Genomic DNA, 14,943 nt, shown 5'->3' with positions numbered 1-14,943 from the left:
GCCCATTTTTGGTAGTGAATAACCAAAGCATACCTCGAAAGAATGTGATAGAGATGAAAATACCAGAACGCAAACAAAAACATAACGCATAAATATGGAGATTGGCGGATGACGATACCGACCCTCACAACAGAACGCTTGCTCTTAAAACCGCTGGTTGCCGAAGATGCGTCCCAGATTCAGACGCTTTATCCGCGCTGGGAGATTGTCCGCTATATGGTCTCTTCCGTGCCCTGGCCCTACCCGGATAACGGTGCGGAAAACTATGTGAATAACGTCGCGCTGCCGGATATGGCAAAAGGGATTGCCTGGTTCTGGAGCATCCGCCGTCGTGAGGTGCCAGATGCGTTGATGGGCATTATCTGTCTGTACGACGTTGAAGATAATAACCGTGGATTCTGGCTGGCGCCGGAGTTTCAGGGACAGGGATATATGCGTGAGGCCAGCATTGCGGCGACGGACTACTGGTTTAATACCCTGAACAAACCGGTTTTACGCGCCCCGAAGGCTGCCGCTAACAGCCGCTCCCGTCGTATTTCAGACAGTAGCGGCATGCGGCTTATCCGAACAGAAAAGAAAGCCTACGTCAGCGGGATACTGGACTCCGAGCTGTGGGAGATCACCCGCGACGAGTGGAACGCCCGTCAGGTTAGCTGATAATACTTATCCGGCATCATTCTTTCGGGAATGTTCTCTTCATCGTTCATCTGCAGCAGATCGCGTTCCATCATGTTGCAGATGGCGTCCAGCGGCAGGTCGTTATCTTCTGTCCCAAACGGGTCTTCCAGCTCTTCCGCCAGGGTGTCCAGCGAGATAAAAGTGTAAGAGATCAGGGCTGAGACGAACGGCGTCATATAGTGCAGGTCCACAACCAGCGCGAACGGCAGCATGATGCAGAAGAGATACACCGTGCGGTGCAAAATCAGCGTATAGGCAAACGGTACGGGCGTTGTCGCAATACGTTCGCAGCCGGAAAGGACGATGGACATATCGTTCAGACGGTTGTTCAGGCTGTGGAACAGGATGTCTGAAAGCTGCCCGTTACGCCGCCGCACGGCCAGCCACTCCCCCATGATCAGTAAAATACGGTTCGCCGGCGAGTTGGCCTCCATCACTTTACGTAAATCATCAGGAGTGAGATAAGGCGCCAGCTGATCGGCGCGGGTGTCCCGGCGCAGGGTCATGCGCAGGCAGTTAGCAAAGGCGATCTGCAGGCGGACAAACTCGCCCAGATGCTTATCATCAGGCAAGGTGTTTTTTACCTCGCGAAACAGCGAGCGTGCCGCTATCATCAGTTGCCCCCACAGCTGGCGAGCCTCAACGTAGCGTGAATAGCAGGCGTTGTTTCTGAAACCCAGAAAGATCGCAATCGCCACGCCGAGAATGCTAAATGGCGCCAGGGTAAATTTGATGCCCAGTGAGGTATACCACGGCAGCATCAGGATAACGGCGATAGAAAGCAGGAAGTTGAGCAGCAGCCGGGTGTAAATCTTGGGAAGTACCGAACCGTGCCAGACAAAAATCAGTTGTAGCCAGTGTTGTTTAGGACGAACAATCATAGTGAGTTTCAGGCAAGAAAAGAGCGTGGCTATTAAACGTGATCCCCCTCACAGTTGCAAGCTTGTTAACGGGACATTACATTTTCTCACCTGAATAGCGAAAAGCGCACGGTGTTAGATGGTTTTTTTAAAAACAGAGCAAATAGTATGTTGTAACTAATGGTGGTTGTATTTAAACCCGGCCGAAGCCGGGTCACGTTATCAGCAAAGCTGTTTGACCGCAGCGCGCATCCCCTTCAGCAGGATGGCATCAAGATCCCGCGTCACCTGGTCAACCAGACCTCTCACCTGCGTCAGATCCTGTTCCCAGTGCTCGCGCACGCTCAGCACCGAGTGCACCAGGTCACGGGTACTCAACTGCTGGTCGCGGTGCTGCGCCCACAGCTGCTGATAACGTTCCAGCCAGAACGCATCATCCTGCACCGGATAGTTCTCTCCGTTACGCTCCGCGCGATAAAACGCGATCAGTGCCGCTAACGCAAACGTCAGACGCGCTGGCAGTTGACCTGTGGCCCGCTGCCCTGCCAGCAGCTGCGGCAGAATACGCGTGCGGTACTTAGTCATGCCGTTGAGCGCAATGGAAAGCAGCTGGTGTCTGATGTAAGGGTTACGAAAACGCCCGGTTACCGCACTGGCGAAAGATTCCAGCTCGTCACGCGGCAAATCGAGAACCGGAATAATTTCCTCATAAATCGCTTTTTCAACGAAAGCGCATACGTCTTCATCGTTCATCGCCTCGCCTACCGTATCCAGCCCGGCCTGATAGGCCACCGGCACCAGCGCCGTATGCGCACCATTGAGAATGGCGACTTTACGTTCTTTAAAGGGCTTGATGTCGTCGACAATCAGCACGTTTAGCGGGTACTTATCCAGGCGCAGTTCGCGAGCAAGCGAGGCTGGTCCCTGAATAACAAACAGATAGAAATGTTCTGCCGTGTCCAGGAACCCGTCGTGATAACCCAGCTCAGCCTCAAGCGTGTCTGCTTCGTCGCGCGGGTAACCGGTCACGATACGGTCAACCAGCGTTGAGCAGAAGTGGTTTGCCTCGTTTAACCACTGAATAAAGGCAGCAGGCAGCGCCCACTCCCGGGCATAGCGCAGGACGAGTTCACGCAGTGCATCACCGTTGTAGTCGATAAGCTCACAGGGGATGATTATCCAGCCCTTGTCCGGTGCACCGTTGAAGTGGCTAAAGCGCTCAAACAGCAGGCGCGTCAGTTTCGCCGGGTAGCTCACAGCCGGGGCATCGTCGAACGTATCCCCCGCGTGATAGCCGATCCCTGCTTCGGTCGTGTTTGAGAACACAAAGCGCATATCTGGGTTATGAGCCAGTTTCAGGAACGCATCATACTGGCTGTAGACGCTAATCTCCCGGTTAACGGATCGGATGACGCGGCTCTCGCTCACCGCCTCGCCCTGCTCGTTGAGGCCGCGAATGATGGTGGTATAAAGACCATCCTGGGTGCTCAGCGACGGCGGGAAATCACTTTGAATAGGACGAACGATAACCACGCCGGCATTGAGATCGGTATGTTCGTTTAACAGGTCTATTTGCCAGTCGACAAACGCACGCAGGAAATTGCCTTCACCAAACTGAATGATGCGGTCGGGATACTGCGCACCGGGGAAATCACGACGGTTGAGCGTGTTCACAATGGGTTCCTTTTATGATTAGTCATACAGGCTGATAAGATTGGTACGATAACTTATCAAAACTTTACGACCAGGAACCCTGTTTCGATCAATCCATTGCGTAGTTGTGAAAATATTTATAAGAATTTATAGAACACGGAGGTGGCCGTCATGGCGCCGTCAGGCAACAGGGCGTAGCGTGGGATCTCTCCAACCTTTTGCCAGCCCGCCCGCTGATAAAAGGTTTCTGCCCCGCTACCGGTGGAAGTATCGAGAACCAGAACCGAAATGTTCCTGGCCCGGGCCTCAGCTTCAAGCGCTTCCATTAGCGCCATTGCGGCCCCCTTACGACGCGCTTTTTCATGCACAAGAAGCTTCGCCACATCTGCACGATGAGGCTGGTTTTCCGGCTGGTCGGTAATCAGCTGCACCGTACCCATGACGCCCAGCTGTGGGTCAATACTGGCAAGCACAACGCGTTCATTCCGCCCTACGCTGTCAGCGATGCCGCGCCAGAAAGCACGCGCCTTATCGAGGCTAAATGGCAACATGAAACTAACCGACGCGCCGCCGCTGACGCAGTTTTCAAGGATCCCGGCCAGCGCATCAAGAAGGGTGAGAATATCGTCCCGGGTAAGGTTTTTGATTTGCAGTGAGGTATTCATTTCTTTTCCTTACGTTGAATCCCCACACTTTGCATTTAACACTTTTTTAACGCAAACGGTTCGGTCATACGCTTTAATTATGTCACCGGGCACGCGACCGCTGCTGCTTCATGGCATACATCTTTTCATCAGCGTCTTTGAGCCACTGTTGCAGGTCATTGCCGTTATGATCGAATTCGCTTAACCCCCATGAGAAATGAAGCGACCAGGGATGCAGCTTGCGCGCGTTATAGTTTTCGACCTGCTCGCTAAGATACTGCATGGCAATCCACGCGCCCTTTTCATCCGTATCGGCAAACAGCACGGCAAACTCATCGCCACCAAAACGAACCAGCAGATCTGCTTCGCGGAAAGAGCTACGCATCAGCTGCGCCATCGCTTTCAACGCCTTGTCACCTTCTTCATGTCCGTAGCGATCGTTGATCTCTTTAAAACGATCCAGATCCAGCCAGCCGAGGGTCAACGGCTCGGCCCGGCGTCGGGCGATGGAAAGCGTGAACCGAACGAGCTGATTAAAGCCCCGACGGTTGAATAGCCCGGTTAATTCATCCGTGGTCGCCGCGCTGATGGCAGCAAATTCATCTTCCGCCAGCGCGCCCAGGTCGCCCAGCACGGCGAGGTCGGCGGCAGAAAACTCCCGAGGAGCGTAATCAATCAGGCACAGCGATCCGACGCTTGCGCCATTACGTAAGCGCAGCGGGAAACCCGCGTAAAACCGCACGCGCGGCTCACCGGCCACCAGCGGATTATCCGCAAAGCGATCGTCCTGAAGCATATCCCCCACCACCAGCGGCGCTTCGGCGAGGATCGTATGCCCACAAAATGAGATGTTACGCGGAACGGTGCCGGGCGCCTGGCCATCAGCCGACTTAACGATCAGCGAATGCTCATCAATGAGATTGACCATCGCCAGCGGTACCTGGAAAAAACGTTTTGCCAGACGCGTTAAGCGGTCAAACGCGGGGGAACTGTCAATATCAAGTAGACCCGATTCGCGCAGCGAGTTCAGACGTTCCGTTTCATTTTCAGGGGTTGCAGGTGCTTTCATAATGTCTCCTGACGTAAAGCGTTACTCAAAGCGTAGCTTAAACATGACGATTAACGCAGTTCTGTTTCGCTTCCGGTAGCGGCCGTAACGTGTTCGTCCGCCCCCCGGGTGCTGGTAAGATTTCGGCCCGCTTTTTTTGAACGATAAAGGTTATCGTCCGCTTCGACCATGAGTTTGTTAAAGACCTCGGTCAACTGCCATGACTCAGCTTTTCCGCTCCCCAGGCCAATACTGACCGTCAGAGAGAGCGTTTGCTGACGCCAGGTGAAAGGATGTTTAGCAACGGTAGTTCTGATGCGCTCGGCCAGCTCAAAACCGTGCTGTGCGTCGCCGGAGTTCACGACCACGGCAAACTCTTCCCCGCCCATCCGCGCCACCATGCCGTCTTCGCCAACAACTCGCTGAACCTGCCGGGCAAACGAGGCCAGCACGCGATCTCCGCACTCGTGACCGTAGTTATCATTAATGCTTTTAAAGTAATCAATATCCAGCAGCATCACGGTCAGAAAACGCGAATGGCGGTGCGTCTCTTCGCGTTTTAGCGCCTCGTAGAGCCCGGAACGCGAGTAGACCTGCGTCAGAAAGTCATAATCCGCCCGCAGGGAAACCTGGCGGATCAGGGAACTAATCGCTGCCATGCTGACGGACACCATAATCGGGCAGATCGCCATGGTGGCAATGCCGAGCCTGGCGGAGAACATAACAGGAGTCGACAGTGGCGTCGCCACGGCAATATTGATGATGGAGTTGGCGACCAGAATGATTTCAGTCGCCCCCGTCATAAACGTCAGCACGCAGGTCGTTGGTAAAGCGTAGCGTACCGCACACCAGATAAGCGCAGGCAGCGGGAATGCGAGGCTCCCCGCGCCGCCTATCACAACCGACGCGAGCACCGAAATAATCAGCGCGATGACCGGGAGCAACTGCTCCAGTTGCAGCCTGAGTTCACGCGCGGGCATACGCAAAGTAAGCATACACGGCACCACGAGCACGCCGGTCGAGAACTGTTCGCTAAACCAGTCGGCAAACAGCGGCCAGAACGTGTGGCTGTCGATCCCCACCGACCCCGTCGCGCCGAGCAAGGCACAAAGCAGCGCGGCAATCAGGCAATAGTTAAACAGCCGTAACGCATTAAGCGGATCGGGCGTTTTCTTCATCAACCGCCTGTCGCGCTGCACCAGCACGGCGACAACGACGATAAAGATCATGTTAGAGAGGTTGATCGTCACTGAGGCCATTCCCCAGCTCGTTGTTACCACGTCGTACATCAGCATCGCGACATAGGATACCGCGTAGTAATGCAGTCGATTCAGGTAAACATAGCGGGCAAAAATCCCCGCCATCACGCCATTCAGCGGCCAGAACAGCGATAACGCCTCGACCAGCCGTAATTCCGCCCCCACAAAATAAAACAGCGTCGTCAGAATAAAGATTGCCGAGGCATTACGCAGCGGCGTATCGGGTTGGAACAGCCTGAAGGCGGTAAGAGCAGGACGCATGAAATATCATTCCATATGGAAGCTTATGGCAATTATTGCGGTCGTCAGCACGATCGGGACTCATTTAACCTGCATCTATAACACAATTACTACAGGATCATAACTCGTCAAATTTGGGCGTTCATGTGTATCACCAGCCAGTGGTGGATCACGCTGACGATATACTGCTGTTGCTGCGCGGTAAGCTGAACACCCTGGGGAATGTGATGCCATTTCGCCAGACAGCCCCGGCAGCAGGTGGCGGTGGCATGCTGGGCGATAAACACCGGATGGCCGCGCATGGGCGTCTGTTTGCCATCGTTTGTGGGGTGTGCGGGCGCAAGGCGCTTAGCAACAAAGTCTGCGGCGTGTTGGTCAATGGTTTCGGGGCCTTTGTCCCAGCAGTATTGCCGTTCTTTATTGCCTAAGCGGAAGCGCGAGCGAAATGGCGATCGCGCCAGGCGGGAAAAGAGTGGATCCAGGTCAGACATCAGTATACGGAACGTCCCAGCCGTTGGGTCAGTTTCTCCAGAACCGCCACGCCAGCAAGCGAATTCCCGGTTTCATCCAGCTCCGGGCTCCAGACGGCAATCGCCATTTCATGCGGCACAATCGCCACCACCCCGCCGCCAACGCCGGATTTAGCCGGAAGCCCGACGCGCCAGGCAAACTCACCGGCGTTTTGATACATCCCGCTGGTTGCCATCAGGGCATTGACCTGACGCGCCTGCAGAGGGGAAACCACCTCCTGATCGAGATGCGGTGCGTGCCCCTGGTGCGCAAGGAACAGGAACGTCTGGGCCAGTTCGACGCAGCTCATTTTCAGGGCACAGTAATGGAAATAGTTTTGCAGCACGGTCGTCACGTCGTTGTGGAAATTGCCGAAGGATTTCATCAGCCAGGCGATGGCCGCATTGCGGGCGGAGTGCTCAAACTCCGAGCGCGCCACGACCGGATCGTAGGCAATATCGTCCACACCCGAGAGCTGGCGGACAATCTCAAGCATTCGCTGACGCGGTGCGCTGAGGCGGCTTTGCAGCATATCGCAAACCACCAGCGCCCCGGCGTTGATAAAGGGGTTACGCGGCTTACCCTGTTCGATTTCGAGCTGAAGCAGTGAGTTAAAAGGCTGGCCGGATGGATCTTTCCCCACGCGCTGCCAGATCTCTTCTTCTTCATACTGACGCATCGCCGCTACCAGACTCAGCACTTTAGAAATGGACTGAATGGAAAAACGCTCCGTTGCATCACCTGCCTGGTATCGCTGTCCGTCAATGGTACAGATAGCAATGCCCAGCTTATTCCCGCTGACCGAGGCAAGGGCCGGAATATAGTCGGCTACCTTCCCCTTTCCAATTAACGGACGAACCTGTGCCAGAATCTCGTCCAGCATCTCATTATGGATGACCGCAGCCACACTTTGCTCCTTGCCCTCAGGCTAAAACGGGCTGCGAGTATAACAGAGGCTTATGTGTTGCGTCAGGCGCTAAGACGAAAACGCGAAACGGCCTGCAATAAAAGATCGGACTGCTTTTGCAGACGTTCTGAGGCCTCTGAGGCGTCAGCGACCAGCAAATCCGTCTGGCGGGAGACCTGATTCAGCGCCTGAAGCTGGTGCGTCATCTGATGAATACTCTCCCCCTGGCTGAGCGTGGCGGTTGAGATCTCATTTAGCAGACTGCTTAAATTACCCACCAGACCGGTGACCTGTTGCAGATTCTCTTCCATAAGGTTCACGGCGCGGGAACCGTCTTCGATACCCTGCACGGAGCGATTAATCAGCTCCTGAATAGTCTGCGTGGAGTGGCTGCTCTTTCTGGCAAGCAGGCCCACTTCGCGGGCGACGACGGCAAACCCGCGCCCCTGGTTTCCGGCATGGGCGGCCTCGATGGCGGCATTCAGCGCCAGAATGTTGGTCTGAAACGCCACGCTGTCGATCATCGCCACGATCCCGCGCATCTCGGACGATCGCTCAACGATCGCCTGCATGGAGGCATTCACGGTTGACATCATCTGGTCACCCCCTACCGCGGCCTGACGCGCTTCATCCGCCCGCGAGCTGGCGAGCCTGGCATAGCCGGTATTCCCTTCCACATGGTTTTCCAGCGACGCGATGTGCGCCGTAACCTCTTCCAGCTCTTTTGCCTGACGTGCCGACTGCTGATACAGCTTCTGGTTTCCCTGCGCCAGGGAATCAATATTCTCAACCATCGCGGTCGTTGCGTGGCTGACCTGCGTTACCAGCTGCTGCAGGCCGTGCTGCATGGTCGCAATGCTGTCCCTAAGCTGCCCGGTCTCCCGGTTAAAGCGCATCACGTTTGGCGGCGTACCGGAGAGATCTCCGGCGGCCAGCTGGTTGATGTGCGCAATAAGCCGACGCAGCGGCATAATCACCCACCTGGACATGCCGTACCAGACGGCAACGGCGATGGCGAGCAACAGTACCGGCGCCAGCCTGAACACCGTTTGCAGATCGGCGAGCTGCGCCATTAAGGTCTGACGCCCCTGCATCGCCTGCTTCTCGCTTGCCTGCTGATAGCGCGCGTAATTATCGTTAAAATCAGTCTGAAACGCCTGCGCCGGTACGGCAAAAAAGGCATCAATCGAGTTGGTCCTGACAAGCGCTTCGGATTGCTCTTCAATGGCATCGTAGAAAAGCTGATAGCTGTTCACCAGCGCCTCATCTTTTGGCGGGCGGAGCGCCAGCCAGGCCTTCCACGCCTGCTGAGACACCGCCAGCGACTTTTGCGCCTCATCCATCAGGCTGTGCCAGCTTCCTTCCGAGCCGGTCTCTTTATCCTGCATAAACCAGACGCCGGAGCGGTTGAGCAGATCGCTTGCCGCCAGCAGGGAGACGCGCGCCAGATCCAGCTTGCTCTGCTGCTGATACGCCAGCAGATTTTGCTGTTCGTTGCGCTGAGCTTCCTTCAGGGAGGCGTTCAGCAGAAAGGATGAGGAGAGTTGCAGCGCGGAGAAAAGGCCAATAATACAAAAGATACCCGTCAACAGGCCAAACTGACGAGGGATAAGACGCTGCGCAATACGGCGAAAAATTTGCGTTAGGTTCATAATTTTCTTCAGTAACAAGACGTTAGACGCGTGCGAGTCTACGAAACGAAAATGACAGAACCATTGCAGATAAATGACAACGGCCCTCGTAATGAGGGCCGAAAAAATTACACGCGATCCTTCCACACCGTCTGCACATTACAGAACTCGTGCAAACCAAAGTGGGAAAGCTCGCGGCCAAAGCCGCTTTTCTTCACGCCACCGAAGGCCACGCGCGCGTCGCTGGCGCTATAGCCATTGATAAACACACCGCCGCACTCCAGTTCGCGAGAGAATTTATCCGCAAGCGCTGCGTCAGCGGTAAACACCGTGGCGGAGAGGCCAAAGTCGCTGTCGTTGGCAAGCGTCAGGGCGTGCGCCGCGTCTTTCGCAACCGTAATAGCCGCGACCGGACCAAACAGCTCCTGGCGGAAGGCCGTCATCAACGGAGTGACGTTTGCCAGCACCGTTGGTGCGTAATAATTCCCCTCGCCGCTGATTTTCTCTCCGCCCAGCAGCAGCGTTGCCCCTTCTGCCAGGCTCGCCTGCACCTGCTGATGCAGCTCATCGCGCAGGTCATAACGCGCCATCGGGCCAAGGTAGTTCTCTTCTTCATCGGGTGCGCCCATCTTTAACGCGGCGACGGCGTCAACGAAGCGTCGGGTAAAGGTATCTGCAATACCCTCTTCCACAATGAAGCGTTTGGCCGCCGCGCACACCTGCCCGGTGTTCTGGTAGCGCCCCGCTACCGCCGCCTTCACGGCAAGATCCAGGTCGGCATCGTTGAGAACGATGAACGGGTCGGAGCCACCCAGCTCAAGAACGCATTTTTTCAGCGCCGCCCCGGCCTGCGCGCCAATGGCGGCCCCGGCACGCACGCTGCCGGTGACGGTCACGGCCGCAATGCGGCGATCGTTAATCGCCTGGCTTACGCCGTCATTGGCGGCATTCACCCAGCCGAATACCCCTTCAGGAAAACCGGCGTCCGCAAAAATCTGCGCGATAAGCTCTGCTGAACCGAGCACGTTGGGCGCGTGTTTAAGCAGATAGCTGTTGCCCGCCAGCAGGATTGGCACCGCGCCGCGCAGCACCTGCCAGAGCGGGAAGTTCCACGGCATAACGGCCAGAATCGGCCCCAGCGGACGATACTCGATGACCGCATTGTGATTCTCGACCTGCGTGGGTTCAGCATTCAGCATCGCCGGGCCATGTTCGGCATACCAGTCGCACAGTCCGGCAGATTTAGCGACCTCAGCCCGCGCCTGCAGAATGGGTTTCCCCATTTCCAGGGACATCATCCGGGCCATCTCTTCCGCACGACTGCGCAGCGCGGCGCCGAGATCGCGCAGCTTCTGCGCCCGGTGGGCAACGCTTTCGCGCCTCCACTGACGAAAGCCCGCGTCAGCCAGCGCGATGGCACGTTCAACCTCTTGCGGTGTTGCCCACGGACAGGCAGCGAGCGTTTCGCCCGTTGCCGGGTTAACGGACAGGGCATGTGTAGCAGATGAATATTTCATGATGTTCTCCACGCATTTCGGTTGATTGATTGTGGCTGACTCTGCTATTTCTTAAAAATGAATAATACTGACCACCTTATTCACAAAACGAGAATGCTATGGACTTAACCCAGCTTGAAATGTTTAACGCCGTCGCGCTGACGGGCAGCATCACCCAGGCGGCGCAGAAGGTGCACCGCGTTCCCTCGAACCTGACGACCCGCATTCGTCAGCTGGAGGCCGATCTTGGCGTTGAGCTGTTTATTCGCGAGAACCAGCGTTTGCGCTTATCCCCCGCCGGGCACAACTTCCTGCGCTACAGCAGGCAGATCCTCGCCCTGGTGGATGAAGCGCGAATGGTCGTCGCGGGCGATGAGCCGCAGGGGCTGTTTGCCCTCGGCGCGCTGGAGAGCACCGCCGCCGTGCGCATTCCTGAAACGCTGGCGCAGTTTAACCAGCGCTATCCGCGCATCCAGTTTGCCCTTTCTACCGGGCCGTCCGGGACGATGATTGATGGCGTACTGGAGGGAACCCTAAGCGCCGCCTTTGTCGACGGGCCGCTGTCGCACCCGGAGCTGGAGGGAATGCCGGTCTACCGCGAAGAGATGATGCTGGTCACGCCCGCCGGGCATGCGGAGGTGACGCGCGCCACGCAGGTCAGCGGCAGCGACGTTTATGCTTTTCGCGCAAACTGCTCGTATCGCCGACACCTGGAGAGCTGGTTTCATGCAGACAGAGCCACGCCGGGGCGCATTCACGAAATGGAGTCCTATCACGGCATGCTCGCCTGCGTTATTGCGGGCGCGGGCATCGCGCTGATGCCGCGCTCAATGCTGGAAAGTATGCCGGGGCACCATCAGGTTGAGGCCTGGCCGCTGGCGGAAAACTGGCGCTGGCTCACCACCTGGCTTGTATGGCGGCGCGGGGCGATGACCCGCCAGCTGGAAGCGTTTATAGCGCTGTTGAATGAACGCCAACCGCCAGTATCGTCTGTCTAGTTAGCGCAAAAAAATACGCCCTTTCAGATACAGCGTAGCCTGGCCGCCAATCAGCACGCGGTCCCCCTTCAGTTCACAGCGCAGATCCCCGCCACGGTAGGACACCTGGCGAGCGTTGAGTGATGTCTTACCCAGCTTTTCACTCCAGTACGGGATTAACATGCTGTGAGCAGATCCGGTCACCGGATCTTCCGGCACCCCTTCACCCGGGCAGAAGAAGCGGCTGACGAAGTCATATTCCCCCTCGCCCGGCGCGGTTACGCAGACCATTTTATCCAGCGGTACCATTGCGCCAATATCAGGCGTTAACGCCTCCACCTGCCGCTGGCTCTCCAGCACTACCACGTAGTCTCGCCCGACGCGCACCTCTTGCGCTCCGGTGATGCCCAGCGCGCTAAACAGCACTGCCGGTGGGTTATCGACTGCCTCCGTTGACCACGCGGGAAAGTTCAGCGTCAGCCAGTCGCCGCTGCGTTTGACCGTCAGCTCGCCGACAAAGCGGGTGCTAAAGCGAATTTCCGTATGCGGATAATCCAGGTATTCAAAAATAACGTGTGATGCCGCAAGGGTCGCATGGCCGCAGAGGTTAATTTCATGCAGCGTGGTGAACCAGCGCAGCTCAAAACCGCTGTCGGTGCGCACGAAAAAGGCGGTTTCCGACTGGTTATGCTGCTGCGCCATTTTAAGAAGCGTCTCGTCAGGCAGCCACTCTTCCAGGGGACATACCGCCGCGGCGTTGCCGCCAAACGTTTTGTCGCTGAAGGCATCCACCAGATAAAAATCAATTTCCCGCATTGTCTCTTCCTCTCTTGTTATGGTTTTTAGCGCAAATAGACGGTGCCTTTCAGATAGCATGAGGCCTGGCCGCTCATCAGGACGCGTTCTCCTCGCAGCTCGCAGCGTACGTCGCCGCCACGTGCCGATACCTGGCGGGCAAACATCGTCGCTTTACCGAGCTTTTCGCTCCAGTAGGGGATCAGCATCGTATGCGCGGATCCGGTGACCGGATCTTCCGGAACGGAAACGCCCGGCGAGAAGAAGCGGCTGACAAAGTCATAATCCCCTTCGCCCGGTGCCGTCACGCTCACTTTATGTTCGCCCGGCGTCATCGCTGACAGGTTCGGCTCAAGTGCTTCAACCTGCTGACGGTTCTCCAGAACGATAACCCACGCGCGCCCTTTGCGCGCGTCAACGTAGCGCTGGATACCGAGCGCCGAAAGCATCTCCGGTGGCGGCGTCTCCTCCTGGGTGGGGCACGCCGGGAAGTCCAGCGTCATCCAGTCACCCTCCCGGCTGACCGTCAGGCGACCAGACGCGGTGTCGAAGTGGATCCGCGAGTCGGGATAATCCAGTTCACTAAACAGGACGTAGGCGGCTGCCAGCGTCGCGTGTCCACAGAGATTGACTTCGGTGAGCGTGGTAAACCAGCGTAGCTCAATGCCCCCCTTAGTGCAGACGAAAAAGGCGGTTTCCGACTGATTATGCTGCTGCGCCATTTTCAGTAACGTTTCATCCGGCAGCCATTCGTTCAGCGGGCACACCGCAGCCGGATTCCCGCCGAACGACGTATCGCTGAACGCATCTACCAGATAAAAATCAATCTCCTGCATTGTCTTACCGCCTGTTTTTGCTGTGTTGTTCTTTTATATTCAATGAAAACAACGCCCCCGGCTACCGCTTTCATAAGGTAAATATTGAGATCTGCGTCACATAATGGTTGAGTTTTCGCCGTATGACGTTTTAAGATCGCCTTCTCGTCTTTCCAGCAACGAATCTCCGACATCCCTATGACAACGAACACAGTTTCCCGCAGGGTCGCGTGGCTACGCGTGGTCACGCTGGCCATTGCCGCATTTATTTTTAACACCACTGAATTTGTTCCGGTTGGGCTGTTGTCTGACATCGCCGACAGTTTCCAGATGGAAACGGCTCAGGTGGGGATTATGTTAACCATCTACGCCTGGGTGGTGGCGCTGATGTCGCTGCCGTTTATGCTGCTGACCAGTCAGATGGAGCGGCGCAGGCTGCTGATCGGTTTGTTTATCCTGTTCATCGCCAGCCATGTGCTGTCGTTTATGGCGTGGAACTTTACGGTGCTGGTCATGAGCCGCATCGGGATTGCCTTTGCCCATGCAGTGTTCTGGTCGATCACCGCGTCGCTGGCAATACGCCTGGCACCAGCGGGTAAACGCGCTCAGGCATTAAGCCTGATCGCCACCGGTACCGCGCTGGCGATGGTGCTGGGACTGCCGATTGGCCGTATCGTAGGGCAATATTTCGGCTGGCGTACCACCTTCTTTGCCATCGGCATGGGCGCACTGGTGACGCTGGTATGCCTGATTAAGCTGCTGCCAAAACTACCAAGCGAACACTCCGGCTCGATGAAAAGCCTGCCGCTGTTGATGCGTCGCCCGGCGCTGCTGAGTATCTACCTGCTTACGGTTATGGTGGTCACCGCGCATTACACAGCGTATAGCTATATTGAACCGTTTGTGCAGGTTGTCGCGGGCTTTAGCGCTAACTTTGCCACCCTCCTGCTGCTTATCCTCGGCGGCGCGGGCATTATTGGCAGCGTGCTGTTTGGCAAGCTCGGCAACCAGCATGCCTCCACGCTTGTGAGCAGCGCCATCGGTCTGTTGCTGGCGTGTCTGGTGCTGCTGTTGCCTGCATCAGGCAGTGAAAGCCAACTGGCGTTCCTGAGCCTGTTCTGGGGCGTAGCCATCATGATTATTGGGCTTGGCATGCAGGTGAAAGTGCTGGCCCTCGCGCCGGACGCGACGGACGTCGCCATGTCGCTGTTTTCGGGGATATTCAATCTGGGGATCGGTGCGGGCGCGCTGGTGGGCAATCAGATTAGCCTGCACGTGTCGATGTCGGCGATTGGCTATCTGGGGGCCATTCCGGCCCTCGTCGCGCTTGTCTGGTCAGTGCTTATCTTCCGCAAGTGGCCGGTGGCGCTGGAGGAACAGGGGCAGCATGGATGACGTGTGTTTGTGCCGGGTGGCGGCTTCGCCTCACC

General features: G+C 56.6%; 14 protein-coding genes. 3 read left to right on the top strand and 11 right to left on the bottom strand.

Translation table 11 applies throughout. The features are described from left to right. The first annotated feature begins 108 nt into the window (after positions 1-108). Positions 109-657, top strand: coding sequence for a GNAT family N-acetyltransferase (locus tag ACWKXT_RS04000; protein WP_454526820.1), 549 nt, complete (start codon positions 109-111; stop codon positions 655-657). Here ACWKXT_RS04000 and ACWKXT_RS03995 read toward each other — a convergent pair. From ACWKXT_RS03995 to sad, 9 genes are all read right to left on the bottom strand, one after another. Beyond that, a complete protein-coding gene (locus ACWKXT_RS03995) occupies positions 645-1,559 on the bottom strand; it encodes a bestrophin family protein (RefSeq protein WP_454526821.1) in 915 nt (304 codons plus the stop codon). The two genes, ACWKXT_RS04000 and ACWKXT_RS03995, sit on opposite strands and share 13 nt — an antisense overlap. Before the next feature lie 201 nt (positions 1,560-1,760). Next, on the bottom strand, positions 1,761-3,212 hold the full coding sequence (locus ACWKXT_RS03990) for a tagaturonate reductase (RefSeq protein ID WP_454531718.1): 1,452 nt from the start codon (positions 3,210-3,212) through the stop codon (positions 1,761-1,763). A gap of 116 nt (positions 3,213-3,328) precedes the next feature. Beyond that, positions 3,329-3,856, bottom strand: a complete 528-nt coding sequence (locus ACWKXT_RS03985) for an N-acetyltransferase family protein (RefSeq protein WP_454531717.1) — start codon at positions 3,854-3,856, stop codon at positions 3,329-3,331. An 82-nt stretch (positions 3,857-3,938) separates the two neighbouring features. Beyond that, positions 3,939-4,904, bottom strand: coding sequence for a sensor domain-containing diguanylate cyclase (locus tag ACWKXT_RS03980; protein WP_454526824.1), 966 nt, complete (start codon positions 4,902-4,904; stop codon positions 3,939-3,941). Positions 4,905-4,954: 50 nt separating this feature from the next. After that, complete coding sequence (locus ACWKXT_RS03975) at positions 4,955-6,403, bottom strand: GGDEF domain-containing protein (RefSeq protein WP_454531716.1); 1,449 nt, start codon at positions 6,401-6,403, stop codon at positions 4,955-4,957. A gap of 107 nt (positions 6,404-6,510) precedes the next feature. After that, the gene (locus ACWKXT_RS03970; protein ID WP_454526826.1) at positions 6,511-6,873 is read right to left on the bottom strand and encodes a DUF4186 domain-containing protein; all 363 of its coding nucleotides are present in this window, start codon (positions 6,871-6,873) and stop codon (positions 6,511-6,513) included. Then, the gene (glsB, locus tag ACWKXT_RS03965) at positions 6,873-7,799 is read right to left on the bottom strand and encodes a glutaminase B (RefSeq protein ID WP_454531715.1); all 927 of its coding nucleotides are present in this window, start codon (positions 7,797-7,799) and stop codon (positions 6,873-6,875) included. The genes ACWKXT_RS03970 and glsB overlap by 1 nt, the downstream gene beginning before the upstream one ends. 62 nt (positions 7,800-7,861) lie before the next feature. Continuing rightward, entirely contained in the window at positions 7,862-9,451 is a 1,590-nt protein-coding gene (locus tag ACWKXT_RS03960; protein WP_454531714.1) for a methyl-accepting chemotaxis protein, read from the bottom strand. Positions 9,452-9,558: 107 nt separating this feature from the next. After that, positions 9,559-10,947 carry a succinate-semialdehyde dehydrogenase gene (gene sad, locus ACWKXT_RS03955; RefSeq protein WP_454531713.1) on the bottom strand — a complete coding sequence of 463 codons (1,389 nt, stop codon included), beginning with the start codon at positions 10,945-10,947 and terminating at the stop codon, positions 9,559-9,561. A 98-nt stretch (positions 10,948-11,045) separates the two neighbouring features. On the opposite strand from sad, the gene ptrR reads away from it, so the two are divergent. Then, entirely contained in the window at positions 11,046-11,924 is an 879-nt protein-coding gene (ptrR, locus tag ACWKXT_RS03950) for a putrescine utilization regulator PtrR (RefSeq protein ID WP_454531712.1), read from the top strand. On the opposite strand, the gene ACWKXT_RS03945 is transcribed toward ptrR, so the two are convergent. Together ACWKXT_RS03945 and ACWKXT_RS03940 are read right to left on the bottom strand one after the other, a co-directional pair. Further along, a complete protein-coding gene (locus ACWKXT_RS03945) occupies positions 11,925-12,719 on the bottom strand; it encodes a PhzF family phenazine biosynthesis protein (RefSeq protein WP_454531711.1) in 795 nt (264 codons plus the stop codon). Between the two features lie 26 nt (positions 12,720-12,745). Then, positions 12,746-13,534, bottom strand: coding sequence for a PhzF family phenazine biosynthesis protein (locus tag ACWKXT_RS03940; RefSeq protein WP_454531710.1), 789 nt, complete (start codon positions 13,532-13,534; stop codon positions 12,746-12,748). Between the two features lie 177 nt (positions 13,535-13,711). On the opposite strand from ACWKXT_RS03940, the gene ACWKXT_RS03935 reads away from it, so the two are divergent. Then, positions 13,712-14,908 carry a sugar transporter gene (locus tag ACWKXT_RS03935; RefSeq protein WP_454531709.1) on the top strand — a complete coding sequence of 399 codons (1,197 nt, stop codon included), beginning with the start codon at positions 13,712-13,714 and terminating at the stop codon, positions 14,906-14,908. Positions 14,909-14,943: the final 35 nt, after the last annotated feature.

The organism is Enterobacter sp. UPMP701, from assembly GCF_053709515.1.
The sequence above is the reverse complement of the archived record's forward strand: the minus strand, read 5'-3'. Positions and strand labels throughout refer to the sequence as shown.